We start from the raw sequence: 23,751 nt of genomic DNA, 5'->3' as shown, positions 1-23,751 counted from the left end.
TGCGTCTTTCCAAGCCCTTTCCCGCCAATCAGGAAATGTCCCAGAGGCGATTCGCCGGTTGGAGGCTCCTCCAGAGAGGCTTCGGCTTCGCTGAAAGCACGCAAGATGCTCGCACGCTCGACGGCGTGGAGAGCTTCCACATGCAGATCGGAATCGTGCCAGACGCTTTCCAGCGAATGCACCCAATCGAAACGATGCTTCTGGAGGGCTGCGAGTTCTGGACCCATGGATGCGGGGGCCATCAATCGAGGAACGCGAAGTGGTGGGCCGGCGCGGCGCCGACGAGGAGGCTCGCCGTGCGGTCGTCCTCGGTCAGGGTCTTCTGGTCCACCACCGGCTCGATGCTGATGCGCCGCGCCCGCAGCAGCGCGAGCAGGGCCGCGTCGACAGACGCCCGGTCGAAGCCGGGCAGGGCCTTGCGCAGGGCCGACAGGCGAACCCAGCCCTGCGGCCGGGTGACGAGGGAGCGGTAGGCATCCTCGACCGCCTGATCCGCCGGGCGGGCGTCGCTTGTGGCCGAAGCCACGCCGCCGAAGACATGGGCGGCGGACAGCGCCTGCGCCTCCATATAGGTGCCGAGCCGCGCGAGAACGGCGTAGAGGGTCTTGGCGGCGGCACTGCTCGGTGACGGCGCCGGCGCGGAAAAGTCCTTCCACGCCGCCGACCAGCCGCCGTCCGTCAACTCCAGCTCGAAACTGCCGCGGGGAAGCCGCGGCCCCTGGATCAGCAGCCCCTGGCTCACCAGCGCCTTGCGATCCGCCGCTTCGAGCGCGACGATCCCGCCCAGGTCCCGGTTCACCGCGCTGCCGCCGCGGGCCATGAGGGTGAGCAGGAGCAGGCGCTGATTGGGTTTCAGGTCGGCGGTCATGGTCCCGGCCTCCACAGGTCGAACCCGCTCAGGCAGGCTCGGCCCGGGCGGCGACGATGTCTCCCGTGTCCGGCGAGACAGTGATGTCGCGCCGGAGTGCCAGAATCGCCTTCACCTTTGCAAGCGAAAGCTGCAAATCCGAGAGGACTTGCTCATTGGTTAGTCGGAGAACGAGGAACCCGGCCTGAAGCAGGGCGAAGTCCCGCTCCCGATCCTGGGCATATTTTGTCTTCGCGCGATGGTCGTCGCCGTCGATCTCGACAACAAGTTTCTCCTGCTCCCACAGGATATCCACCTTGGGTGCGAGGGCGACGGGGGCGATCCGGTTGAAGCTGCAGCCGCGCGCCCAATCGGCTTGGCACAGGGACCGCCAGAGCGCGACCTCGGCCAAGCTGTTGGGGTTGGGGCGCCCCATGATGCCGCCGAAGAAAGGTTGGTTGTCGTCCGCAATGCCGGCATCCGGCGCGCTGTCCCGGCCGGCGTCGGCGATCGGCTGCTCGCTGCCGATCGAGCGGAACAGGGCGAGCGTGCGCCAGCGCGCGGCGGGTTTGGCAACCCACACCGAGACGTCGGCGTGGTTGACGATCCATCGGCACAGGCCCTCGATCCACGGGGCGAAATCCGCCTCCTCGCCCTGCGGGTCGAGGACAATGACGAGCCGGTGCGCTCCGCTCGCGGCGGCGATGGCCATGCAGAGATTGCGGATTTCCCCGCCCTCGGGAAGCTCCGGCGTGCGCGGCGGCAGGCCGGCCATGGCCAGGCCGGCGGCCCGCCGCAGCCAGGCCGTGGAAACACCAAGCTGTGCCGCCTGCCCGTCCGCCGCACCGTGGATCACCGCCAATGCGATGGCCGACGCCTGGTCATAGTCCGCGGCACCTGGAAACCAGGCCGGCCACAATCCGCTCAGGGTCTGGGCGAGGCGATCCAGCAGGCTCTCGATCAGGGCGGTGAACGATGGCTGCGGCGCCAATGGATAAAGGGCGATCCGAATGCCGAGTTCGGCGCCGAGCGCGTCGCTGGCGGCGATCAACTGGCTCCGGTCCAGGCCCGCGAGGGTCGCCACCTCGCGGGCCATCGCCGACGCAGCAAGCTCGCGCCCGAGCCCGCCCGCCGATGGCGGGGCAGGGCACCCGGGCGCAGCATCCGGTGCCATCGTGTCAAAGCCGCGCAAATGCCCCTCTCCCGCCAACAAACGAGAACGCGCTCTCCAGCCTGGGCTGCAAGGGCCGCACCGACTGCCCCGCAGGCTCAGCCCAGCTGTTCCTTCCAATACTCGCAGACCACCTCGCCGGCAGCCGGCAGCAGGAGGCGGCCGAACAGGACGCCGACGATGGTCGCGATGGCGGGGCCGACATTGAACGCGCTGATCAGGACGCCCGCCACCGCCGCTGCGAGGGCTTCCGGCGAATTGATCTTGAGGGAATCGAGAATGGTCTTGCGTGCATCCTGGTCGCCCTCGCTGCCGCCGCAGACGAGATCGTAGATGACCTTCTGCCAGCGCTTCAGCACCCGCCGGCCAATCTCCACGAGCCCGTCGAGCGGCCCCATGGTCGCCATGTCGAGGGGCACGGACGTTGCCGGGGCGGCGAACTTCGCCGCATCAGAGGCATAGGCCTTGGAATAGGCCCCGAGCTGTTCCAGGAGCTTTTCGTCGTCGGCCTGCTGAAGTTGGCCGATCACCGTTTGAATGTCGCTCATCATGGTCCTCCCATCCCGGCGGCACGCGGCTGGATCAGCCGCGCATCGCCGGCTCCGTAAACCGAATAGCAGAGCCCCAGCGGATTCCGGCTCTCCCGGAGCAGGGTCAGCCGCGCCTGCCGCACCGCTTCGCCGATGGTCTCCCCCAGGAAGACCCGGCGCATGACCTCGCAGCCGAAGCGGTCGGCGAATACGGCGGGAATGGTCGCCTCGCTGCCAATGATGGCGCGGGCGCCCCGCGAGAGGAAGAAGCTCACGAAGGAATTCTCCACACCGTTCCAGAGCTGTGCCGACTGGCAGGTGTTGAGGAACAGGATGGGCGCGTCGGCCAGCTTGGCGCCGTCCGGCGGCAGGGCCAAAAGCAGGTCGGTGAGCCGCACCGTCGCGAGGCTGAGGATGAGGGCGCTCGCCGGATCGCCCTGGCCTACCACGTCCTTCAGGGCCTGGAGGGTTGCAAGGCGTTGCTCGACCTCGTCCTGGGGAAGGCCCGGCGCGTTGCGCTTCAGTTCCTCGCGCACGTCCGCCAGCTTGGCGAGGGTGAGGTCGCGCAGGGCCATGGCCGAGGGTGTGGACGGTGCCGCGGCATGCCCGTGGGCGTAAAGATAGATGAGCTGGCCGCCGCCCTTCAGCACCTCGAACAAATCCGCCGGACCCGTGATGAAGGGTTCGAGCAGGACCGCCTCGTCCGCATGGGCGGCGATGATCGCGGCCAGCCGGGCGCGGTGTTGCGCTTCGTTGGCGAACGGCCAGTTGCCGTAGCGGACCTTGATCGGCCGTCGGCCCCGCTCGGCCGGGGGGCGCGGATCGATGCCGTCGCCGCAGCGCTTGACCTCGAGGACGAAGCGCAAACCCCACAGATTGTCCTCCGGCTTCGGCCGTGCTGTCGCAGCGCCCGGACCGGCGGCGGCGCGCGTGTCGACGCTGAGGATCTGCCAGGGGAGGACAAGGTTTTCCGCCCCCTTTCCCAGCACGATCTGCACCACGGGGGCCTGTGGCAGGGCTTCCAGCATGATCTGGCCGAGGCTGAAGAAATCGCCGCCCTCGCCGTAGTCGAACAGGGTGGTCATGACCTCCTGGCCCAGGCGGGTGAGGTCGGTCAGGGTCCTGGTGCAGGCGGCGGGCGTCAGCTCCGCCTTGGCGAAGGCCTCGCCGAAGACCGCATCCAGCAGGATATTGCGGAAGCGCGTCATGAAGCTGTCGAGCTGGTCGGCCCGCAGGCGCTTCACGGCGTAGGTCTGGGGGATGCCCCCGGCATTGCCGAGGGTCACGGCGAACCGGTAGGTGGCTTCGGTGCCGGCCACGAGGCCGATGGAGATGTTGAGCGCGCGGGCGGCCCGGTCCGGCTCGATCGGCTCGACGCTCAAGCCCTCCGCCCGGCAGAACACCACCTTGACGGCCGGCTCGTCGGGCGGTGAGAGGGGCTGGTCGGGCTGCACTTCCAGCCGCAGGTCGAGCTCCAGATGATCGATCAGGTTCAGCCGGTGATAAAGCCGGATGCCGATGCGCCCGCGCTGGCCGCCGCGCTGGCGGAACGCCTTGACCCTCGGTGTAAGCCCGAACACGGCGGCCGTCTCCGAATCCCCGCTCACCGGCAGGCGGAACGATGCAAAGCGCCTGTCGATCTCGAAGGCGCCGCCTTCCTCGTCGTCGAACTCGGCGGTGCTTTCATCGCTGACGATCGCCCACACGGTTTCGGTCTGCGTCTGCCTCAAAATCTGGACGCCGGGCTGCTCTTCGCTGTCTTTCGTCAGGCCGAGCCGCAGGGCGCGCACCGCGATGCTCAGGGTGTAGGCGCGGCCGTGGACGAGGGGTTCCAGCGCCCCCAGTTCGCGGCCCGCATCGGAAAGCTGGAGGTCGGTGAAGCGCGGAGCCGGCGCGGGGAGGGGCGCCGTCGCGCCCTTGTCCTGACCGGGAACCGATGCAGCCAGATCCGGGGCGATCCGGTCCAAATTCACCTTCGCGTCGTAAGACGCATCCTCGTAAACAATGGACTTGCTGGCCTGCACCCCCGCCGGCCTCGGAGGGGCGGGCGACCCGGCACGCGCCGCCTCCTCGGCCGCGATGAAATTGGCGAGCCGCTCGGCGGTGCCCAGCTCCTTGTACATATTGCCGGCGTCCCCGAAGACGCTGGGAAGGGCGGCAATGGCCTCGGCCAGCACCGCAAGGGCGATGTCCTGGTCGTCCGTCCATGCCCGCCGGTCCGGCCCAGACCGAACGATGCGGCCCAGCCACGAGAGGGTTTCCGGCGTCACCTCGGTGGGGCCGATGCGGTGGAAGCGGATGCCCAGCCGGTGATCGCGCATGAGGATCCGATCCAGCAGAATTCTGGCTTCCATGCGCTCGGACGGGTTGGGCCCGTGCAGCGCGCACCACGCCAGGACCGGCAGCGCCACGTCGGCCGACATGCGCGCGGCGACCCGCTGGGCGCGGACCCGTGCCGGCCCATTCCCGGAGAGGACGGCATGGACCACGGCGAAGGCGGTCGGCCGGTCGGTGAAGTCCTCCAGCGTCTCGCAGGCGAAAAAGGCGCGCAGGCGCGCGCTTGTCGCGCCTTTGGGGACGTAGCCGCGCGGCTCCGCCGCAATCCCCGCCAAGACCTCCGGCCCCGGCAAGACCTCAAGCCTTGGCAGGACCTCAAGCCTTGGAAGGGCGGTCGTATCCTCGGCGAGCATGGCGAGCAGCGGTTCCGCCGCCTGCGTTCCGAACACCACAAGCATCCGCTGGGCGGTGAGCCGGACGCTCTGGTCCTGATCCGCAATGGCCAAAGCGAGAAGGCCGGCGAGGGCGCCGTCCACGTCACCGGTTTCAAGGCGGGAGAGCGTCGGCGCGAAGACCGAGTCGAGGCGCGCCTGGGTCGCCTCGTCGTAGCCGAAACTTGAGACGTCACGGCGGGCATCCTTGAAGGCCCATCGGGCGGCTTGCGCCTTCCGCTGGCCGGCGCCCAGCTCGACTTCGTCGTGCTCCGGCGGCTCCTTCTGCGGCTGGATGCGCACGCGGTGCGCCACATAAAACGGCTGGAGCAGCCTGAAGGGCCCCCGTCGCGCGATGTTGTGGATCAACGCGTTGCTCACGTGCGCCCAATGGTCGCCGTCGCCGGCGGTGGCCGCCTCCACCACGTCCGGCGTCGTCTCCAGGATGCGGGCGGCCAGCGGCACGCCGTCGCCACCGGCCCATTCGATCGCCGTCGCCAGAATGGCGGCCTCGGCGATGGGCAGCGGTTCGGGCAGGTGGGCCTCGCGTGCGGACAGGAGCGCGGCCGCGTCCTGCGGCGCCAGCCCCGGTGCCACCCGCGCTGCGCCGATCCGCACCTGCTCTTCGGGATCGCCCAACGCAGCTTCCAGCGCCCGCAAGGAGGCGTCGGGCACGCTGGGGCGAGCGGTGGGAAGACTGCTGGCCTGGCCATGGGCCGATGCAGCCCGGGCCGGATGGAGACGAGACCAAAGCCGAGCCACGGCCTTGCGCAAGAAGGCCCCCATGTCGCGCTCCTCCAGCGTTGGTGCAACTTCCGGCTGTTTTATTGGTTCGTCAAGCGCCGTCGCTCCGGCTGGCTAGGCAACCGCGCGGCATTCAGGGGGCGGACAGAGGGCGGCGAGCACCGGGGTGGGCTCCGCCGCCTGAGGGTTCATTCCATCGGCCGCCGCTGCCAGCTATGGTGTCGCCCGACAGCGGAGGCTCGACCGGCGCTCCCGATTTTCGAGGACATCTGCGTGGACAAGCGCGCGCTCGGCACCTCCGGCATCAGCATCGCCCCCCTCGCGCTCGGCGGGAACGTCTTCGGCTGGACCGCGGACGAGGCCACCTCCTTCTCGCTCATCGACGCCTTCGTGGCGCGCGGCTTCTCGCTGATCGACACCGCCGATGTCTATTCCATCTGGCTGCCCGGACACAGGGGCGGGGAATCCGAGCGCGTCATCGGCGCCTGGCTGAAGCGCGGCGGGCGACGCGATGCCATCCATATCGCCACCAAGGTCGGCATGGATATGCGGACCGCGGGCAAGGGCCTCTCCAGGGCCCACATCGTCGCCTCAGCGGAAGCGTCGCTCCGCAACCTCGGCACCGACCATATCGACCTCTACCAGGCGCACATCGACGACAAGACCGTGCCGCTGGAGGAGACGCTGGAGGCTTTCGCCCGCCTCATGGAGGCCGGCAAGGTGCGCGCGGCGGGCGCCTCCAACTATACCGCTCCCCGGCTCGCCGAAGCCCTCGCCGCGAGCGACGCCACCGGCTATCCCCGCTTCAGCGTGCTGCAGCCGCACTACAATCTGGTCAACCGGAGCCTGTTCGAAGGGGCGCTGCAGGATCTTTGCCTGGCCGAAAACATCGGCGTCCTCCCCTATTATGCCCTCGCGGCCGGCTTCCTCACTGGCAAATATCGGCGGCCGGAAGACCTGGAGGGCAAGGCGCGGGCCGGCACCGTCGCCCATTATCTCGATCCGCGCGGCCTCGACCTGCTCGCCGAGATGGACAAGATCGCCGCGCGCCTCGGCGCGACACCCACGCAGGTGGCCCTCGCCTGGCTCATGGCCCAGCCGGGCGTCACGGCCCCCATCGTCAGCGCCTCCAGCCTCGCCCAGCTCGCCGACATCATGGCTGCGCCCGGCCTCGTCCTCGATGCGGCGGCCCTGAGCCGGCTGGACCGCGCCAGCATCTGAGGCCGGCGGAACTGCCGCCGACGACCGCGGGCTGCAGCATTTTTCCGGACGATGGCAGGGATATGTTCCGTTGGCGGTTCCTGCCTCGGCATCCCTGAAAATGGTGGCCCGGCAGGACGGACAATAAGTAAAAATACGTGTTAAATATCAAATATATAAGTCTAACAGCTCTTTGCAGATACCAGCAAAATTACCAGCAAATTGCGACGTTGGCACCTGGATGGCACCTTTCGGGATTTGCCGGGATCAGGCGGGAAGGTGTGGGATGCGACCGTTAGGCCGCCTCCCACACCCGGTTGAGGATCATTGCAGAGAGCGCGGCCTTGTCCTGCGGCGGGAGCCACCCGCCGTGAGGTAGATATGGTGGCCGCATGGTCGGTGGACCGCCTGGGCCGTTCCATGGCGGACCTCGTGGCCTTCCTTACCGACGTTCACGCCCGTGGCGCCGACCTCTACCTGCACCAGCAGGCCCTCGACACCTCGACGCCGTCCGGCCGGGCCATGTTCCAGATGATGGGCCTGTTCACCGAATACGAGCGGGCCATGATCCGGGAGCTCGTGAACGCCGGGCTGGCGCGGGCGAAGGCGGAGGGCAAGAAGCAGGGGCGGAGCGGGAGGCGCTGCTCCCCTCCGGCCGCGAGTTGCTTGCCCGCAATCCACCCCGCATCGACATCCCCTTGCTGGAGACCTACCCGACCTTCCGGGAGTTCTATCGCAACGCCCACGACGGCACCGGGGAGAATGAGGCCGGTGCCAAGGTTGCGCCGCCTCCAGCACCCGCCACAGTGACGTCGGAAGAGCAGGCGGAGGCAGCGCCGCCTTGCAAGCGGCGCTGCGACAAGATTTGCTCGCCCGCATCCTCCGGAACCCGCCGGCCTTCTTCGAGCGCGTCATCGCCACCCTGTTGGTGGCCATGGGCTATGGCGGCTCACTGCCTACCCTTCCCCGACCGTAGGCCAGTAGCGACATCTGATTAGCGAGCAGCCGTGAAACGCGATGTCACACCACTTCACCTTCCCCTTTTGGCCGCTGACGGACGGGTATGGCTGGCAACGGGAAAGTCTGACCCTCAGCGGACCTTCGGAAAGTCCGCTTGTCGGCCTGAACTCCTGAGCTTGGTCGTTCACGCGTCTCAATATGTGGCTCGACATCCGCGGCGCGTTTCAGTCGCATCCACAAAGATCGGGCTCCTCCGGCGGCCTAGGTGACCGACTCATAACTTCGCAACCAGATGCGGATCGAAGCCAGCTGGACGGATGCGAGGAAGTTGTCGTCGCACTTGTCGTATCGGGTGGCAACGGCTCTGAAGCGTTTGAGTTTGTTGAAGAACCGTTCGACGGCGTTGCGCTGGCGGCAGACCCATGGGCTGAACGGGAAGACTTTGACGCGGTTTGGCATGGCACGGATATTGGCCCATGCGCCCCGCTCGGCCATTTCCGCACGCAGGACGTCACCGTCGTAGGCGCGGTCGGCGAGCAGGATGTGCCCGGCCCGAACCGTTTCCAGCATGTCGGCGGCCGAGCGTCCGTCATGAGCCTGGTCCTCGGTCAGTTTGAGGCGGACCGGACGGCCTTCAGCATCGACAAGTGCGTGGATTTTGGTGGTCAGGCCGCCGCGCGAGCGACCCATGCAACGGGATCGCTCGTCTTTTTTGACCGTTTGCGGCGTGCTGGTGAACCCGGATAGAGGACGAGTCGATCATCTGTACGTCCCCGTCGTAAGTGGATGATATAGCGTGCAAAATGCACGCCCAGTGACCAGCCCTGCGCCACCGGTTGAAGCGGTTGACGCAGGTCGTGTGCGGACCGTAGCGCGCCGGAATGTCGGCCCAGGGCGCCCCCGTGCGAAGCCGCCAGAAAATGCCATTCAGAACCTTGCGGTCGTCGGCGCGTGGCACCCCGCGGACCTTCGTCGGCAGCAGCGGCTCAATCACAGACCAGTGCACGAATAGATGCCGTGGCGGCGCACCAGCTCGGAGGCCAAGCGCACAGGTCTTGTCGGGCATCCGCCCCGGTCTCCAGAGCGCTCCCACCTCGGCGCGCTCATTCCGCCCGGACCAGCCGGGAGACATAGGCGAAGCGGTCGCCGGGGTGGATGCTGACGGAAAGAAGCGCCAGTTCGCCGGCACCAAGGAAATAAGAGCGCGTGATTTCCAGTGCATGGCCGTTCACCGGTGCCTGGAGCGCCTCGGCCATCCGCTCGGGTACGCCTGAGGCGCGCAGCGTCTGCTCCACCTCGGCGATGCGGCGGCCGGCCGCTTCCTCCACCAGCTCGGAGACCGCACCCACATGCGTTGCCATGCGGGCGCGCACGTGGTCGGCATATTGCGCATCCACATAGACGTCGGTCCAGCAGATGGGCGGGGCCTCGGGATCCTTCCGGTCGACACGACAGTAGGAAATGCGCAGCCAGCGAGAACCCGGCGGGAGGCCGAGGCGCTTGGCCTTTTCCCGATCGGCCACCATGTCGGCGAGGGTGAGACCTTCGCGCCTTGTATCCGCGGCGTATTGGGAGATGGCCTCCACCGAGCCGAGGGTCTGCGAGAAGCCCTGGCCTGCCCGCTGAGGCTCCGCCGCTTCCACCCGCGTGCCGAGACTGGGGCGGCGGGAGACCATTCCGAGCTTCTGAAGTTCGTCGAGGGCGGCGCGCACGGTGGAGCGGCTGACCCCCAGGGCCAGGGCCAGCGCCGGCTCGCTCGGCAGGGTGGAGCCCACAGGATGCACGCCCTGGCCGATCTCCCCCACCAGCTGGCGCGCGACCTCCGCATATCTCTTGCTCAACGCTCGGCTCTCCTCGGCAACTTAAAATTGGATAGCACGCGCGATTGTCCGAACAAAACGCTTGATATTTGTACGGACAATATGTTTTGTTCGTACAAAATCAAATCAAGTCCCCATGACCTGAGAGGTCGCATGTCCAGCACCGTTTTCGATTCACTCCTGTTCCGCGACATGTTCGGGACTGCCGCTATGCGCGCGGTCTTCACCGACGAGGCCCTCGTGGGCCGTTATCTCGAAGCGGAAGCGGCGCTGGCCCGTGCCGAGGCAAAGCTGGGGCTGATCCCCGCCACGGCGGGAGAGAAGATCGATGCCGTCTCGCGCAGCATCGAGATCGACTTTGAACGCCTGCGCCACGAGACCGAGATCGTCGGCTATCCTATCCTGCCGCTGGTCCACCAGCTCTCGGAGGCGGCCGGTGATGCCGGAGGCTTCGTGCACTGGGGCGCCACCACGCAGGACATCATGGACACGGCCAACGTGCTCCAGATCCGCGCCGCGCTCGATCTAGTGGAGGCCGACATCACGGCCTTGCAGGACATCCTCGCCAAGCTGGCCCAGCGCCACCGCGATACGCCCATGGCGGGCCGCACCCATCTCCAGCAGGCCTTGCCGGTCACGTTCGGCTACAAGGTGGCGGTCTGGCTTTCCTCCATCGACCGCCACGCCGCGCGCCTTGCCGGTATCCGCGAGCGCGTGCTGTTCGGCGAGTTCTCCGGCGCGGCCGGAACCCTCGCCTCCATCGGTGAGGGCGGGCTCGATGTGCAGGCGGCCTATTGCGCGGAGCTGGGCCTCGCCCAGCCGCCCATCACCTGGCATGTGGCGCGCGATGGCATCGCCGAGGTGATCTGCTATCTCGGCCTCGTCACCGGGTCGCTCGCCAAGATCGCCACCGATGTGATGCTGATGATGGCGACCGAGTTCGGCGAGGTCTCCGAACCCTTCGTCCATGGCCGCGGCGCCTCCTCCACCATGCCGCAGAAGCGCAATCCCATCTCCTGCGAGCTGATCCTCGCTGCCGCGAAATCGGTGCGCCAGCAGGTGGCCACGGCCCTCGACGGCATGATCCACGACTTCGAGCGGGCCACCGGCCCGTGGCACCTCGAATGGATCGCAATCCCCGAGAGCTTCATCCTGACCGCGTCCGCCCTGGCGAACGCGCGCTACATGCTGGACGGGCTGGTGGTCCACGAGGCGCGCATGCGCGCCAATCTCGATCTGACCGGCGGCCTGATCGTGGCGGAGGCCGTGATGATGGCCGCCGCCCCGAAGCTGGGCCGCCAGCATGCCCATGACGTTGTCTACGAAGCCTGCCGTGTCGCCATCGAAGGCGCGAAGAAGCTGGCCGACGTGCTGAAAGCCAATCCGGACGTGGTCGACGCCCTCGGTGGTCCCGAGGCGGTCGAACATGCCTGCGACCCGGTCAACTATCTCGGCCTCTCCGCCGAGATGACCGACCGTGTCGTGGCTGGCCGCGCCTGACGCATCTCCAAGAAAACCACAACGACGATCTGTCGGACCGGAGCCCGGCAGGTCGCCCAAGGGAGGATATGCTCCATGACCGCCATGTCTCATTCATCATCCGCTGTCCCGCCTAAAGGCAGCCCCTCCCGCAAGCCGCTCTGGAAGGGGCTCGGCTTCCAGGTAGGCGTCTCCATGGTTCTGGGCATCGTCGTCGGGCTGATCTGGCCCGAATTCGGCGCCTCCATGAAGATCCTGGGCGACATCTTCCTGCGCCTCATCAAAACCGCCGTCGCCCCGCTCGTCTTCCTCACCGTGGTGGCCGGCATTGCGGCTGCGGGCGATTTCAAGCGCGTCGGCAAGGTGGGGCTGACCGCCACCATCTATTTCGAGATCATCTCCACCATCGCCATCGTGTTTGGCCTAGCCGCGGCCTATCTCTTCAACGTCGGGCGGGGAATGGGCCATGTGGCGGCCTCGGCCAGCGCCACCAAGGGCGCCGCCGCCGCCGCTCACCGGGCGAGCGAATCCCACACCACGTTCGACCAGTTCCTGCTCAATGTCTTTCCCGACAATTTCGTCGGCGCCTTCGCTAAGGGCGAACTGCTGCAGGTGCTGGTCATCGCCATCATCTTCGGCGCGGCCCTGCTTTCCCTGAAGCCGGTGAAGCGCGCGCCCGTCGAGGGCGGGCTCGCCACCATCTCCAACGCCTTCTTCGAATTCATCCACCTCATCATGAAGCTTGCTCCCATCGGCACTTTCGGGGCGGTGGCCTATGCCGTGGGTGCGAACGGCACGGATGTGCTCATCGCCCTCGCCTGGCTGGTCGTGAGCTTCTATCTCGCCATCATCGGCTTCATCGCCATCGTGCTCGGCACCGTCTGCCTGATCTTCCGCATCAGCCTTCTCGGCCTTCTGCGCTACATCAAGGACGAGATCATCGTGGTGCTGGGCACCGCCTCCTCGGAGAGCGTCCTGCCCAAGCTCCTGGAGAAGCTGCCCGGCTATGGTGCCTCGCGGCAGGCGGTGGGCCTGGTGATGCCCACCGGCTATGCCTTCAATCTCGATGGCACGTCCATCTACATGGGCATGGGCGTCGTGTTCCTGAGCCACGCCTATGGCATCGACATCACCTGGACGCAGCTCGGCACGCTCATGGCCATCATGCTGCTCACCTCCAAGGGCGCGGCGACGGTGTCCGGCGGCACTTTCGTGGTGTTCGCGGCCACCGTCACCGCATCCGGCTTCATCCCGGTGGAAGGGCTGGCGCTCCTGTTCGGCGTCTATCGCTTCATGTCCATGGCGGTGGCCACCTGCAACGTGGTGGGCAATTGTGTCGCCACCATCGTCACGGCAAAGCTGTGCGGGGAGTTCGACCCGACCAGGGCGGCCCTCGCCAATCGCGATCCGCAGGCGGCGGAGCGGGCGATCATCGCCGAGTTCGAGCTTCCGGCCCCTTCCGAGGCGGCCCGGCCGGCGGCCGCCGCCGCCGCCACCTGATCCCAGCTGCACCGCTCGGCCTTGATCGCCGAGCGGAAGCATCGCAGGCGCGCACGCGACGGTGAACGGCCAGCGCGTGCGCGGCAAATACGAAAAGCAGGCAGCCAAAGGCAGCAACACATGCCGGGGCAGAGGCCTGGCTGGTTGGCGGGTGGTGGTCTTCGGGCGAGCGCAAATGCGATCTCGCCAATCTTCCCGCCGGAAGCGGCGTTAAAAAGATCGCGGCCGCATGATCTACGGGAATTAATACTCTGTGAACCGCCCCGGGTTTGCCGGAGGTTTTTTCGTGTGAGTCAAGCCACCCTTTTCTGCTCGTCGAGCATAGCGTAGTAGCGTTCCTCGGCTTCGGCCGGCGGGATGTTGCCGGTGGGCTCCAGCAGCGGGCGATGGTTGAACCAGTCGATCCGGGTCGGCAATGACGCATCCCCGACAGAGATGTGGGCATAGGTTGGCTGGACCAGTCGCCGCCGGCGACAGGCCTAAACGGCTGGTATGGGGTGCGAAGGTGAGCGTCTGTTATTGGCGCGGGCGCGCCGGTGGGGCCGGCCCTCAGTAGGACAACGCAGAAACGGCCATGCGGTTCTTGCTACACGGCGATCGTTTTCGCCAAGAGTTGCATCCGACGGCCGCGTCGGCCGCTCGGGATACCGACCGATGTCTTGCGATACAGTCATTCACCGCGTACCGGGAACAGCTCTTCCAGGCGCTCAGCCATAGCCTCGAAAGCCTCCCGTGGCATCGGTCGCTTGGGCGGCACCGGGCCTCCCGGGTCGAAAATAGCCTTCAGAAAATAATACCCATTTTCATATGCTGCGCTTCGCTCACCGAGCTTAAAAGAGCGGGCCGCGGCGGCGAAGCGTCTGATCGCCGGCGGATGCTGGGTATCCTGGCCACCTGCCTGCTCGAATAGGAAGAGCCAGGCTAGGGCGGTAATCACCATGAGGACCCGGAACTCTCGCGCCAGGCCTACGCCGGCCTCTTTAAGCACCCAGTCAGTCGCGAAGTCGTCCGCCTGCACCTCTTGGCGGACCATGTCCGGCGGCGAGAGATAGGGAATATGCTCAAGGTGAGCGTGGCCGATCTCGTGCAGCAGGATCCAGCTCAAGGCGCCATAGATCAGGTTGTTCAGGCGGCCCTGTGGAGACGACAATGGCGCATCGGCGTCGGGCAACTCAAGACCCGGCGGCCAAGGCCGGTCGTTCTTGATCAACAGCTTGGCGTAGTCAACATAACCCTGTAGGTTGACGTCGTGCCAGAGTTGGCCGATGCTGATGGCCGAGGCATTCTTGAGCCCCGGTGCGCGTGAGGCCGCCGAAGCGGCGTTGATGATCGAGTAGGCCACGAAGGCAACGCACCACAAGCTCCCCAGCCCCGCCCATGTGAGATAGACCGCCTTGTCGTCGGGCACGGCCCAGAAGTCCGCCTTGGAGGCGCGCGGGTTGAGGGTCCAGTCGCCGGATCCGAACACCGCCTCGGACAGCTCCGGACCCCGCTCCGGAGCGATGTTGAACGGGGTCCGGTTGACCCGCTTGAAGAGCCCTGCCACCGCAAGCTCAGTCGAAACCTCGCGGGCGCGCAACAAAGTGGAGAATGCCGCCAATTGGCTCATCACAGGGACGCCGCCAGCACCTACCATGACAATGGCGCCCGAAGCTGTCGGCTCGGCATAGGGGTGGGCCTTCACTGCGACCAACTCGACCGGAAAGTCCGCGATGGCACCCCGACGATGCGCCTCTAATTCAAGGCGCAGGGCCTCCACGTTGCCGGCGGCTCGCGTCACGATCTGGATCAGCCCGCCCGGGCGCAGGTGGCGGATCGCAATGTCCATTACTTGATCTTCGATCGCCCAGCGGAAGTCCTCGTCGCTCTCGGCCTTGATGCGCTCAGCGACCTTAGTCAGCGACCGGGCCTTGTGGCCACCGGTGAACCACAGTGTGACGGCGTCAAACTGGCCGTTTGCCCGAAGCCACTTCTCGAATGGGCCGTCGGAGACGAGCACGTCGGCCTGCACTAGGACTCGGTCGCCTTGGACGGCGATTGGCGTTGCGTCGGGCACAGCGTCGTAGAGCCTCAAGCCCAGTTGCGATGTTACCCGCGGGCTGGCGACGGCCTCGGCCGGAAGGCCAAGACGCGCGGCAGCCGCGGCCAGACAATAGGGGTTCTCATCGACGCCAGCGATCAGCCGATCAGGACCACCGATAGCCTCCGATAGCGCCTCTAGCCCCTGGCCGAGGCCGCAGCCAATGTCGAGCACCCGCGAGATCCCGCCGGTGGCGACCAGTTCGGACGCTAAGGTGGTGTAAAGACCCTCAGCGCCGTAGTGATCGGAATTCACACCCCACTCACGAGCATAAATCTCTTGTGCCACCGGGACCGCCTTGCCCTCGGCGGCTTCGTAGATCGGCTGGTGGCATTCACCATAAGTGCGCCGGCTGCCACAAGCGCAGATGTCACCGGGCTTAAGGTTAGGCTTGCGCATGAGTCCTCTATAGGGGGCAGCACCCCCGATGCAGCGAAGGATAGAGCTTCAATGGGCTCGAGCCGGCTCCTTCCGATGCCCTTTGTGCTAGCACGTGTCAGCCCGCCGCGGACAGCTTCTGGCTGCAGTGGATCGATGAGTCAAATCACTGTACGACTCGCTCTCGCCCGTAAGCTTCGATCCGATGTCCCGATTCTGCGCAAGCAGTCGAACGGCAGGTTTCTGGCGCCGCTCCAAAGTCCGGAAATGGCGCGCAATGCCCCTACGAAGTCAGGCGGGTCACCGACAAGAGCGAAGGCGTCGGGGAGGTACTAATTACCACTCCGTCAGGGGGAGTGTCGCCAGACGCGGGATGACAGACATCTCGGCCTTGCTCCCTTGACCTCAGTCGACATTCATCCCGAGGGGTGAGCTAGGTTACCCCGAAACGCCCGCTCTTGGATCGGAGCGCGATGCCAGACGATCACAGGTTCAAACAAGGAAGCGCCGCAATGTGCTAAAGCGCGTCAGCCAGCAACGGCAGCACGTCGTATAGGAGCGACCAGGTCCAACCTTCATAAGCATCGCCGTCTGGGGTGCCGAGCGACAACGTGCAAGAAGTCCTCGGGGCGGGTGAGGCTATGTTGAAGCCCGCCGCGAGACGAAATGTCGGCGACAGGGTGAGACAGAGCTGCAGCGCATGGGGGTCGTTGACAGGACCGGCAAAATGATGCTCGCGGGCCGAGCCCGCCACGTCATAACTGATACAGAGGGGCAGACGCTCCTGGATGTCGTCGAAGGGATTGCCAAGGGTGATGCTGGCGCGGTGCGTAGCCGCGGGGTCGATGCTGAACGTGACGCCCAAGTGGGGCGCTGACGCGTGGAACTTGCTGAAGATGTCCGGATTGCACCACGCCCGGATAATGGCCTCCGACGGCGCGTGGATCAGGCGGCGATGCTGGAGGAGAAACTGGTGCTGATCGGCGGCGGAAGAGTACTGGAGCATACGGCGACCTCTCATCTGAGAAGAACGCCTCATCCCGGCCTGAGCGAATTTACAGAGAAGGTCGAGAGAAGATCTCAACGGAAAATCCGCTGAGTGAGAAGAGCAGAGAGCAGTCAGTTGTTGGTTTTGAGGCAGATGAATCCAGGTCGGAATGAGGCTCTGCCAAGCGGGAGTGCCTCGGCTCGCGTCATATAGAAACGGTGATGGGACTGAAATACACGCCACCTCCTCAGGGTATGGAGGTGAAGTTACCGCGAGCCTCCAAACTCATGCTTCCCTGATCATTCCAGCTATCCTGTCCGCGAGTTCGTCCTCACTCAACCCACTCGCCGCCAGGGCCAGCCAAGTTGTCACCGCCGTGGCGTCGTCCATCGCGAGTTCGAAGCCGTTGAGGGCCAGGAACAGCTCGCACACAACGAAGGACGTGCGCTTGTTGCCGTCCACGAAGGGATGGTTCTTGGCGATGCCATAGGCATAGGCGGCGGCCAGGGCAGCCGCGTCGGAGGCGGACACCCGCGCTCCGGCGGCGTCATCCTGCTGCATGTAATGGTAGCGGTTCTTCGGGCGATCGAGAGCCGTCTCCAGGAGCCCCTCGTCCCGCACGCCCCTGCCGCCCCCATGCTCCGCGAGCTGTGCGTCATGAACGGCGAGCACGACGGCCTTGGTCACCCAGCGCGGCTCCTGCCGCACGTCCGGCCCGCTCATTTCGCCAGTTCACGAAGCACATTGCGGCGCTTCTTCATGATCTTGCGGGCTTCTTCCATCTGCGCCTCGAACTCGGGTTCGTAGGGGGTCAGGTGATAGCCGTCCGGAGTCTCGGTCAGATACAGGGTGTCGCCCTGCTCTACCTTGAGACGCGCCAGCACCTCCTTGGGCAGCACCGCGCCCACCGAATTGCCGATCTTTCCCAGCTTGAGCGCAACCATGACAGCATCTCCTTTCTGTATGAACAAATGTATGAACGACAGGGCGCAGTCAAGGCCGATCCGCTCCGTGCAGCGAGGCAACGGAGCGGACCTGCTCCATCTCGATCAGTCCTCGGTGAAGGGCTCCCAGTCGTCGATCAGGCGATGAACCGGCGTGAAGTCGGTGTAACGCTCGTGCAGGCGGGCTGCGAGGTCGGGATCCCCGGTCTCGCCGATGGCTGAGATCACGGCCTCCAAGGTCAGGGCGATGAAGGGCACGCCGTCACCTTGCTCGGTCAGCATGCTCCGATAGCGGTCCACGGCATTCCAGGCGTCGCGATTGCCGGCGGGGGCGATGACGAGGAAGAGGGCATGGGCGCCCGGCCCCAGCCGTTCCCGGATGAGGGCGGCGAGAAGGTGCTCGGCGGAGAGTTGGGCCAGCGGATCGAACAAGAGGCCCGGCGCTTCGGGATCGAGGTGGAGGGCATAGGCGCGGGTCAGTTCCCGGTAGCGCGCCTTGCTGCTTCGCCCCGGCTGGCGCATGGCTTCCGAATACTTCATCTCGATCGCGATGAAGGCCGGGCTGCCGTCCGGGGCGAGGCCGCTCACATAGAGATCGAAGGCGGTGTAATCGCCGAGATAGGTGGGATCGCCCCGTCCGGGCGAGTGCTCGAAGGCAAGTTCCCCCACTTGGCCGAAGAAGCCGGGGAAGAGGCGAGCAAAGAGCCCGAGGCCGCGGTCCGGGGCGCTCTGGCAGCGGGCGAACAAGTTGAAGGTGAGCGGCTGGCTCGACAAGAGGTTTTCCCATAGCCGCAGCTCTTCAATGAAGGCGCCGATCTCGCGATAGGCCGTCGCTCGACGCGTCAACCGGGCGATGTCGGGCGTCAGGAGATTGCGGCCCCGGCGGGCATCTGCCAGATCGAGCCGGCTCCCCAGGATGCGCTGGCGTCCGTCCCGCCCCCGGTGCCAGCCAGGCGCCAATCCCCTGCTTTCCCGCCAGATAGATTGAAGTAGGCGCGCGTAGCTCGCAAAGCGTGTATCGCCAAATTCATTCACATGATAGCGCTTGAGGATATCACGAGGAACAATGGGAAGAAGTGAATTTACGTAACCATCTGTATTATCGGTCATTTCGTCACCTGACTTGCTGATTGGTGACGAAGATTCCCGCGCATCAGCAACAATATAACGCAGGCCTTAGCCAACTTGAAATTCGATCAAAACATTATATATCCAAAAATTGGGCATCTCCCAGGCATTTGGCTCCACAGCTACCTGGAACAATAGATGTCCGACGTCCCCGATTTTGACCCTTGGATGCCCTGGGGAGGGCGTACCCTCGAAGAAATGTGGCTGCCGTTCGCCGATCCTAATGAACGGCGGATGCGGGATATTGTGCTCGGCGCCACCCCGGAAATCTTTGAGAAGAGCCTGAGGAAGTTAGTCATAACCCGATACATTACCCGAGGCCAATGCGCCAATGTCTATGACGCGATCCTGTTCGCGAACTATTTCGGGTCGACCTTGAACGTCATGATCACGGTCGTGTGGAAGTATGCAGGGCTCTATACCGAGGATGACATTTGCGCAGCATACGAGGGTCTTATAGACCGACTTCGCAAGTTTCTAGAATATCATGGATGTCCTCCGCACTATTATGCGGTTTTCGAAAATGGCGCGAAGGAAGGGTATCACACTCATATTGCTGTCCACATACCTGATCGCATCAGGGCGGAATTCAAGGAATGGCGCGCCAAAAATGCCGCTAGGCTCTGTGTGGATCCGCAAACCATTTCGCGGCAGATGCACGTCCACATGCGCCGAGATAATCACATCAGGTCGCAATGGGCCATCTTCAAGTACCTGATGAAGGGGCTCGATCCGCGGCTTCGGCGGTGGGAGCTAAAGATGAACCCCCATCTGCCGCGGAAGACTGCCAATTACTATTTGGGCGTGAAACAGCGTGATACTGGGCGTGTTGCGATGAGCCGCGTCCATATTGCCCGAGGTCTTCAACCCGCAGCCAGACGCAAGGCAGGGTACGAGAGACCGTACGGCATCGACGAAGTACCTTTTGAGAGGCGGTACAGTGACTACATGTACCGTAGCCCATTGGCCATCGAGACGGCCAGGGCGCTCCAAGCTCTTACCTTAATCTGAGAGAATTTGATAAAATATAAGGGGGTAAGCGTCCGTGCAGGGGGTTCCTCTTGCACGGACGCTTACCCCCTTCTTTTTAGTTGGGCGGCCGTTGTGATGCCGTCCCGACTGGCTGCTTTCGCTCACAGCGATCGGATGTCTTGTCGCCTCAAGGGCTGCTGGCCATACATCTGTTTTTGGCACCTCCATTTTGCGATAAATCGGCGAAATAATGGAGGCGTTTTAAGCCGATTGCGGAGGTTCGGCGGTAGAATTTGAGAAAAACCAAAAGGTTATGGGTGATGGCGGGGCTTTGCGCGATTTTGGACTGGTAGGCGCAACCGTTCCAGCAGTGCCAGGAGGCCTCGGTCCTGCGCAGGCAAGCCGCCGTCATGAACAATGGTCCCTCGTCCGGGATAGAAATTCCACTCGCCGATCTTGAGCTGATACAGCGTCTTGCGCTCGAAGCCGATGCCGAGTGCGTTCAGGCGCTCAATGGCTCGGACCATATTGGGCGGGTCATCGGGCAGCGGGGCGTGGGCGGGAAACATGCTGCGGCTCATGCTGCTCTCGTTCTGCTCTGCCTTGGTGGCGGCTGGGCGCACCAGGGCATTGGTGATCAGGGGCAGAGAGGGTCAGGTAGAGGGAGAGGACAGTACGTGGATGGATGACAGGGTCATCTCAGGGGGGTATCGCGAATATCGTGCGTGACGTCGGGTGTGAACACCGATGACCTGCGCCGCGTTCGCTCTGGCTTCCTCCGCCGGACATTGCCAAGAACTGATGCGTCGAGAAGGCTGCCGTTCGGTGCCGGATTGTCTTCTCCCTTGGGCCGTCCGTGTAACAGAAAAGGCCCCCTCCCGTTGTGAATGGGAAGGAGCCCAGAAACGTAAGGGTCCTTGCTCTGGCTGTTTGCCTAAGGGGGAGGTCCAAAGGTTCCACCCGGCCAGCGCTCCGGTTCGAATATTTCAAAAGGCGGAAGCTCGTCGCGACTGTGCCCCAGGAGGGCCAGCAGGGCATCAATGCCGCGCTCCGCTTCCGGGGGGCAGCCATCGCGCGTGATGCGTCCAGTGCCCAGATGGTAGGTGAAATTCTTCACCTTGAACTCATGCAGGTCCTCGTCCCCTGTGCATTGAAGGTTAAACCAAGACATCATGGCAATGAATTCTTCGGCTCCAGCACATTCTTTGTGGTAGAGCCGAGGCATGTATTTCGAATTCATTCTGGCAGCTTTCGATGGGCGCCGTGGGCGCTGAGTGTCGAAATGTGTGAAAAGCCTCACCCGATGCCGCCGGGTAGCGCGGCGAGCCAGTCGCGGGCCGCGTCCATGGTGATGAGGGTGCGGCGGCCCACCTTCTTGGTGCGCAGCTTGCCGCACTCGATCTCCTTGTAGGTCAGGGTGCGGCCGATGCCGGCCCACTTGCAGAATTGCTGGATTGAAAGGGCGCCTTGCCCGTCTGACTGTGCCATCGCGAACTCCCTTCAGGTTGGCACTGGCCATATAGAAGCGGCGTCACGGCTGACTCTGAGGAGACGGAAAAAATTTGGGCGCCCGGATTTGACGGAGGTGGCCGCTACCCTGTGCATCACTGCGCCCTACCGGCGCATTTGGCGTGAACGGGAGAGATGCGTGCGCGGTGTTCTTTGGAAGGCAATCGTCTATGGTATTATAGTATTCATAATCTCAGGCCCCGTAATGGCGCAGCAGGATGTGACCTATGGGCGATGGGCCGACAATCCGGGCGGCTGCACCGATCCGGAACACCATGGGATCGTGAGCTTCGACAGCTTCGTGTTCAACAAGCTCGCCTGCCGCACCAAGACCACCCAGACATTCTACGGCAGCGAGGCGCTCCTCACTTTCGTCCGCACGTCCGGGACCACGCTGGAACTGGAGATGCACATTTTCGCTCCGAAGGCTCCGATCAGCGGCAGGATCGCACTTTTTGCATGCCCCAAGCGCTGAACATCTCCTGCTGCGCCCAAGATTGACGTAGGTGCGTGGTAGCCACTGCCGTCTACGCAGCATCGCAGCACGGGGGCGAATATGGCAGCGGCGGAGCATCGGCGACGTGCGGCGCGACAGGGGGCTGCATCGGCCTTTCGTCCCTCGACACTTCTGCCGCTGAGGACCCGTTAAAATGCGCGTGCGCATCCATCGCGGGACACGGGAAATCGGCGGCACGGTGGTGGAGCTGGAGGCCGAGGGTCAGCGCCTTCTGCTCGATTGCGGCCTGCCCCTTGATGCAGCGCCCGACGCACCGGTCATGCTGCCGGACGTTCCCGGCCTCGGGAGCCCCGATCCGTCGCTGCTCGGGGTGGTGCTCTCCCACGGCCACCGTGACCATTGGGGGCTGCTCGGCCATGCCCATGGGGCGCTGCCGGTGTTCATGGGGGCCGGCACCGAGCGTATTCTCGCCGCTGCGTCCTTCTTCATCCGCGATTTGCCGGTGCTGAAGGCGGACGCGCATCTGGAAGACGGCCGCTCGCTTTCTATCGGCCCGTTCACGGTCACGCCCCACCTGGTGGATCATTCCGCTTTCGATGCCTATGCCCTCACCGTGGATGCGGGCGGGCGGCGGCTGTTTTATTCCGGCGATATCCGCAGCCACGGTCGCAAGGGCGCTCTGTTCGAGCGGCTCATCGCCCGCCCGCCGAAGGGCATCGACGTGATGCTCATGGAGGGCTCCAGCCTCGGCCGGCTCGATGAAGACGCCCGCTTTCCCAGCGAAGCCGAGATCGAGGCCGAGCTGACGGAGGTTATCCGCCGCACGCCCGGCATGGTGCTGGTGGCGGCGTCGGCCCAGAACATCGATCGGGTGGTGACCATCTTCCGTGCGGCGAAGCGCAATGGGCGCACGCTGGTGGTGGACCTCTATGCGGCGGAGATGCTCCATGCGACAGCCAACAGCTCCATTCCGCAGACGTCCTGGCCGCAGGTGGCGCTGTTTACGCCGTGGCACCAGCGGGTGAAGGTGAAGAAAGCCGAGCGCTTCGACCTGATCGAGCGCCACAAGGCGGGTCGGCTGTTCCCGGAGGATCTCGCCGCCCATCCGGAGCGCTACGTTGTGCTGTTCCGGGCCAGTCTGCTCGACGATCTCGTGAAGGCCGGATGCCTCGGCGGCGCGCACGCTGTCTGGTCCCAATGGGCAGGCTACCTCAAGGATGAGAAGACGGCAGCGCTCCTCGCGACTCTGAAGGCGCATGGCATTGGTTTCGAGATCATCCACACCTCGGGCCATGCCTCCATCCCCGATCTGAAGCGGCTCGCCGGCGCCATCGCGCCGCGCGCCCTGGTGCCGATCCACACCTTCGAGGCCGATCGGTTCCCGTCTTTGTTCGAGAACGTCGTCGTGCGGCGCGATGGCGAGTGGTGGGAGGTGTGAATGGCTGAGTTCAGGCGCGGCATCCGCAAGGACGGCATGATCGAAGCACTTGCGGAATTGGCGGCGAAGGAGAGTTGGTGGCGGGATGTGCTCCACGACAAGAGCCTCGTCGTCGGCGTGCGGGATGACTATCTCAACGTCTATTGGCGGGGCCAGTCCATCTTCAAGGTGGAGATGAAGCACGACCGCATCGTCGCCACCACGCACCCGAAGTATCTGCTCAACCCGGATCTTTCCGGCCAGGTGACGCTCGACGCCGAGACCGGCACTTTCGCCCTGGATGGATTCGACGCGCTGACCCGCACCTATGTGCCGGGCGAGACGCTGGGCAAGCTGAAGAAGGCGGCGGGCCTGTTCGCGGGCGAGGAGAAGGAGGGAGTGCAGGCGATCGTCAGCGCCAACCCCCATGTGGTGGACGTGGAGGTCGCCTTCCCCGCGGAGGCTGGCAGCCGCAGCGTGCCCCGCATCGATATCGCCACCTTCAACGAGACCGAAAGCGGCGTGAAGCTGGTGTTCTGGGAAGCCAAGGTCCTCGGCAATCCGGAGCTGCGCACGTCGGGGGAGAAAAACGTGGTCAAGCAGATCGAAAACTACAGGGCTCGCCTCATGCAGCACACGCCGGAGGTCATTGAGACCTATCAGACCATCGCTCGGCATCTCGTCGCCTTCGCCGACATGAGCGGCGGTACCCGCGTGGTCTCTCCGGCGGTGCGCAAAGTGGCGGAAGGCGCCCCGCTCACGCTCTCATCGCCTCCCGATGTGCGCCTCATCGTCTATGGCTTCGATGCCGACCAGCGCGACGGGGCATGGAAGAAGCTGCTGGCCGACAACGCGGAGCAGTTCAAGGACATCCAGATCCTCGCGCGCGGCAACCCTGCCGACATCAGGCTTTAGGCGT

Annotated in this window: 23 protein-coding genes; 8 read left to right on the top strand and 15 right to left on the bottom strand. The window is 64.9% G+C overall.

The window, feature by feature from the left end; all coding sequences use genetic code 11:
• Positions 1-241: 241 nt before the first annotated feature.
• The 4 genes from V5F48_RS04145 to V5F48_RS04130 all read right to left on the bottom strand — a co-directional run bounded on the left by V5F48_RS04145 (position 242) and on the right by V5F48_RS04130 (position 6,042).
• Positions 242-868, bottom strand: a complete 627-nt coding sequence (locus V5F48_RS04145; RefSeq protein WP_394040360.1) for a hypothetical protein — start codon at positions 866-868, stop codon at positions 242-244.
• 28 nt (positions 869-896) lie between these two features.
• Positions 897-1,943 carry an endonuclease domain-containing protein gene (locus tag V5F48_RS04140; RefSeq protein WP_394040358.1) on the bottom strand — a complete coding sequence of 349 codons (1,047 nt, stop codon included), beginning with the start codon at positions 1,941-1,943 and terminating at the stop codon, positions 897-899.
• 173 nt (positions 1,944-2,116) lie between these two features.
• The gene (locus tag V5F48_RS04135; protein ID WP_394040356.1) at positions 2,117-2,566 is read right to left on the bottom strand and encodes a hypothetical protein; all 450 of its coding nucleotides are present in this window, start codon (positions 2,564-2,566) and stop codon (positions 2,117-2,119) included.
• Entirely contained in the window at positions 2,566-6,042 is a 3,477-nt protein-coding gene (locus V5F48_RS04130; protein WP_394040354.1) for a hypothetical protein, read from the bottom strand. Before V5F48_RS04130 ends, V5F48_RS04135 begins: the two co-directional genes overlap by 1 nt.
• Positions 6,043-6,273: 231 nt before the next feature.
• On the opposite strand from V5F48_RS04130, the gene V5F48_RS04125 reads away from it, so the two are divergent.
• Together V5F48_RS04125 and V5F48_RS04120 are read left to right on the top strand one after the other, a co-directional pair.
• The gene (locus tag V5F48_RS04125; protein ID WP_394040352.1) at positions 6,274-7,221 is read left to right on the top strand and encodes an aldo/keto reductase; all 948 of its coding nucleotides are present in this window, start codon (positions 6,274-6,276) and stop codon (positions 7,219-7,221) included.
• A 306-nt stretch (positions 7,222-7,527) separates the two neighbouring features.
• Complete coding sequence (locus V5F48_RS04120; protein ID WP_394040350.1) at positions 7,528-8,010, top strand: recombinase family protein; 483 nt, start codon at positions 7,528-7,530, stop codon at positions 8,008-8,010.
• A 411-nt stretch (positions 8,011-8,421) separates the two neighbouring features.
• On the opposite strand, the gene V5F48_RS04115 is transcribed toward V5F48_RS04120, so the two are convergent.
• Positions 8,422-9,166, bottom strand: a protein-coding gene (locus V5F48_RS04115) for an IS5 family transposase (RefSeq protein WP_394040715.1) whose coding sequence is annotated in 2 segments (ribosomal slippage) — positions 8,422-8,880 and positions 8,882-9,166 — 744 coding nt in all. Because the reading frame shifts where the segments join, the coding sequence is not laid out codon by codon here.
• A gap of 97 nt (positions 9,167-9,263) precedes the next feature.
• On the bottom strand, positions 9,264-10,001 hold the full coding sequence (locus V5F48_RS04110) for a GntR family transcriptional regulator (RefSeq protein ID WP_394040348.1): 738 nt from the start codon (positions 9,999-10,001) through the stop codon (positions 9,264-9,266).
• A 132-nt stretch (positions 10,002-10,133) separates the two neighbouring features.
• On the opposite strand from V5F48_RS04110, the gene pcaB reads away from it, so the two are divergent.
• Together pcaB and V5F48_RS04100 are read left to right on the top strand one after the other, a co-directional pair.
• Positions 10,134-11,480, top strand: coding sequence for a 3-carboxy-cis,cis-muconate cycloisomerase (pcaB, locus tag V5F48_RS04105; protein ID WP_394040346.1), 1,347 nt, complete (start codon positions 10,134-10,136; stop codon positions 11,478-11,480).
• A 75-nt stretch (positions 11,481-11,555) separates the two neighbouring features.
• Positions 11,556-12,959 (top strand): cation:dicarboxylate symporter family transporter, encoded by a 1,404-nt coding sequence (locus V5F48_RS04100; RefSeq protein ID WP_394040344.1) that lies wholly within the window; start codon positions 11,556-11,558, stop codon positions 12,957-12,959.
• 293 nt (positions 12,960-13,252) lie between these two features.
• Here the strand turns inward: V5F48_RS04100 and V5F48_RS04095 are convergent, their stop codons facing one another.
• The 6 genes from V5F48_RS04095 to V5F48_RS04070 all read right to left on the bottom strand — a co-directional run bounded on the left by V5F48_RS04095 (position 13,253) and on the right by V5F48_RS04070 (position 18,459).
• Positions 13,253-13,375 carry a hypothetical protein gene (locus V5F48_RS04095; RefSeq protein ID WP_394040732.1) on the bottom strand — a complete coding sequence of 41 codons (123 nt, stop codon included), beginning with the start codon at positions 13,373-13,375 and terminating at the stop codon, positions 13,253-13,255.
• A gap of 254 nt (positions 13,376-13,629) precedes the next feature.
• Positions 13,630-15,438, bottom strand: coding sequence for a phage exclusion protein Lit family protein (locus V5F48_RS04090; RefSeq protein WP_394040342.1), 1,809 nt, complete (start codon positions 15,436-15,438; stop codon positions 13,630-13,632).
• A gap of 496 nt (positions 15,439-15,934) precedes the next feature.
• Complete coding sequence (locus tag V5F48_RS04085) at positions 15,935-16,423, bottom strand: hypothetical protein (protein ID WP_394040340.1); 489 nt, start codon at positions 16,421-16,423, stop codon at positions 15,935-15,937.
• 267 nt (positions 16,424-16,690) lie between these two features.
• On the bottom strand, positions 16,691-17,128 hold the full coding sequence (locus tag V5F48_RS04080) for a type II toxin-antitoxin system death-on-curing family toxin (RefSeq protein ID WP_394040338.1): 438 nt from the start codon (positions 17,126-17,128) through the stop codon (positions 16,691-16,693).
• Positions 17,125-17,349 (bottom strand): AbrB/MazE/SpoVT family DNA-binding domain-containing protein, encoded by a 225-nt coding sequence (locus V5F48_RS04075; RefSeq protein ID WP_281809955.1) that lies wholly within the window; start codon positions 17,347-17,349, stop codon positions 17,125-17,127. Before V5F48_RS04075 ends, V5F48_RS04080 begins: the two co-directional genes overlap by 4 nt.
• Positions 17,350-17,454: 105 nt before the next feature.
• Positions 17,455-18,459: a PGN_0703 family putative restriction endonuclease gene (locus V5F48_RS04070; protein WP_394040336.1), complete on the bottom strand. Its 1,005-nt coding sequence runs from the start codon at positions 18,457-18,459 to the stop codon at positions 17,455-17,457.
• A 156-nt stretch (positions 18,460-18,615) separates the two neighbouring features.
• On the opposite strand from V5F48_RS04070, the gene V5F48_RS04065 reads away from it, so the two are divergent.
• Positions 18,616-19,488, top strand: a complete 873-nt coding sequence (locus tag V5F48_RS04065; RefSeq protein WP_394040334.1) for a hypothetical protein — start codon at positions 18,616-18,618, stop codon at positions 19,486-19,488.
• Positions 19,489-19,760: 272 nt separating this feature from the next.
• Here the strand turns inward: V5F48_RS04065 and V5F48_RS04060 are convergent, their stop codons facing one another.
• The 3 genes from V5F48_RS04060 to V5F48_RS04050 all read right to left on the bottom strand — a co-directional run bounded on the left by V5F48_RS04060 (position 19,761) and on the right by V5F48_RS04050 (position 20,937).
• Positions 19,761-20,030 (bottom strand): hypothetical protein, encoded by a 270-nt coding sequence (locus V5F48_RS04060; RefSeq protein ID WP_394040332.1) that lies wholly within the window; start codon positions 20,028-20,030, stop codon positions 19,761-19,763.
• 353 nt (positions 20,031-20,383) lie between these two features.
• Positions 20,384-20,689 (bottom strand): hypothetical protein, encoded by a 306-nt coding sequence (locus tag V5F48_RS04055; protein WP_394040330.1) that lies wholly within the window; start codon positions 20,687-20,689, stop codon positions 20,384-20,386.
• A 56-nt stretch (positions 20,690-20,745) separates the two neighbouring features.
• Positions 20,746-20,937, bottom strand: a complete 192-nt coding sequence (locus tag V5F48_RS04050; protein WP_394040093.1) for a MerR family transcriptional regulator — start codon at positions 20,935-20,937, stop codon at positions 20,746-20,748.
• Positions 20,938-21,163: 226 nt separating this feature from the next.
• Here V5F48_RS04050 and V5F48_RS04045 point away from each other — a divergent pair, with 226 nt between their 5' ends.
• The 3 genes from V5F48_RS04045 (at position 21,164) to V5F48_RS04035 (ending at position 23,747) form a co-directional block, all read left to right on the top strand.
• A complete protein-coding gene (locus V5F48_RS04045; RefSeq protein ID WP_394040329.1) occupies positions 21,164-21,433 on the top strand; it encodes a hypothetical protein in 270 nt (89 codons plus the stop codon).
• A gap of 175 nt (positions 21,434-21,608) precedes the next feature.
• Positions 21,609-22,853: an MBL fold metallo-hydrolase gene (locus tag V5F48_RS04040; protein ID WP_394040327.1), complete on the top strand. Its 1,245-nt coding sequence runs from the start codon at positions 21,609-21,611 to the stop codon at positions 22,851-22,853.
• Positions 22,854-23,747, top strand: a complete 894-nt coding sequence (locus V5F48_RS04035; RefSeq protein ID WP_394040325.1) for a hypothetical protein — start codon at positions 22,854-22,856, stop codon at positions 23,745-23,747. It begins immediately after the preceding gene.
• Positions 23,748-23,751 lie beyond the last annotated feature (4 nt).

Source organism: Xanthobacter autotrophicus ATCC 700552, from assembly GCF_043194565.1.
GTDB lineage: Bacteria > Pseudomonadota > Alphaproteobacteria > Rhizobiales > Xanthobacteraceae > Xanthobacter > Xanthobacter autotrophicus_F.
This window is presented reverse-complemented; position numbering and strand designations above follow the sequence as displayed.

Bases quoted from the DNA above. Each gene is read 5' to 3' on its own strand.
- V5F48_RS04130 (WP_394040354.1), bottom strand. From the start codon at position 6,042: ATGGGGGCCTTCTTGCGCAAGGCCGTGGCTCGGCTTTGGTCTCGTCTC.
- V5F48_RS04050 (WP_394040093.1), bottom strand. From the start codon at position 20,937: ATGGCACAGTCAGACGGGCAAGGCGCCCTTTCAATCCAGCAATTCTGC.
- V5F48_RS04075 (WP_281809955.1), bottom strand. From the start codon at position 17,349: ATGGTTGCGCTCAAGCTGGGAAAGATCGGCAATTCGGTGGGCGCGGTG.
- V5F48_RS04055 (WP_394040330.1), bottom strand. From the start codon at position 20,689: ATGAATTCGAAATACATGCCTCGGCTCTACCACAAAGAATGTGCTGGA.
- V5F48_RS04070 (WP_394040336.1), bottom strand. From the start codon at position 18,459: ATGACCGATAATACAGATGGTTACGTAAATTCACTTCTTCCCATTGTT.
- V5F48_RS04135 (WP_394040356.1), bottom strand. From the start codon at position 2,566: ATGAGCGACATTCAAACGGTGATCGGCCAACTTCAGCAGGCCGACGAC.
- V5F48_RS04085 (WP_394040340.1), bottom strand. From the start codon at position 16,423: ATGCTCCAGTACTCTTCCGCCGCCGATCAGCACCAGTTTCTCCTCCAG.
- V5F48_RS04040 (WP_394040327.1), top strand. From the start codon at position 21,609: ATGCGCGTGCGCATCCATCGCGGGACACGGGAAATCGGCGGCACGGTG.
- V5F48_RS04140 (WP_394040358.1), bottom strand. From the start codon at position 1,943: ATGGCCCGCGAGGTGGCGACCCTCGCGGGCCTGGACCGGAGCCAGTTG.
- V5F48_RS04060 (WP_394040332.1), bottom strand. From the start codon at position 20,030: ATGAGCCGCAGCATGTTTCCCGCCCACGCCCCGCTGCCCGATGACCCG.
- pcaB (WP_394040346.1), top strand. From the start codon at position 10,134: ATGTCCAGCACCGTTTTCGATTCACTCCTGTTCCGCGACATGTTCGGG.
- V5F48_RS04045 (WP_394040329.1), top strand. From the start codon at position 21,164: ATGGCGCAGCAGGATGTGACCTATGGGCGATGGGCCGACAATCCGGGC.
- V5F48_RS04035 (WP_394040325.1), top strand. From the start codon at position 22,854: ATGGCTGAGTTCAGGCGCGGCATCCGCAAGGACGGCATGATCGAAGCA.
- V5F48_RS04145 (WP_394040360.1), bottom strand. From the start codon at position 868: ATGACCGCCGACCTGAAACCCAATCAGCGCCTGCTCCTGCTCACCCTC.
- V5F48_RS04080 (WP_394040338.1), bottom strand. From the start codon at position 17,128: ATGAGCGGGCCGGACGTGCGGCAGGAGCCGCGCTGGGTGACCAAGGCC.
- V5F48_RS04065 (WP_394040334.1), top strand. From the start codon at position 18,616: ATGTCCGACGTCCCCGATTTTGACCCTTGGATGCCCTGGGGAGGGCGT.
- V5F48_RS04090 (WP_394040342.1), bottom strand. From the start codon at position 15,438: ATGCGCAAGCCTAACCTTAAGCCCGGTGACATCTGCGCTTGTGGCAGC.
- V5F48_RS04100 (WP_394040344.1), top strand. From the start codon at position 11,556: ATGACCGCCATGTCTCATTCATCATCCGCTGTCCCGCCTAAAGGCAGC.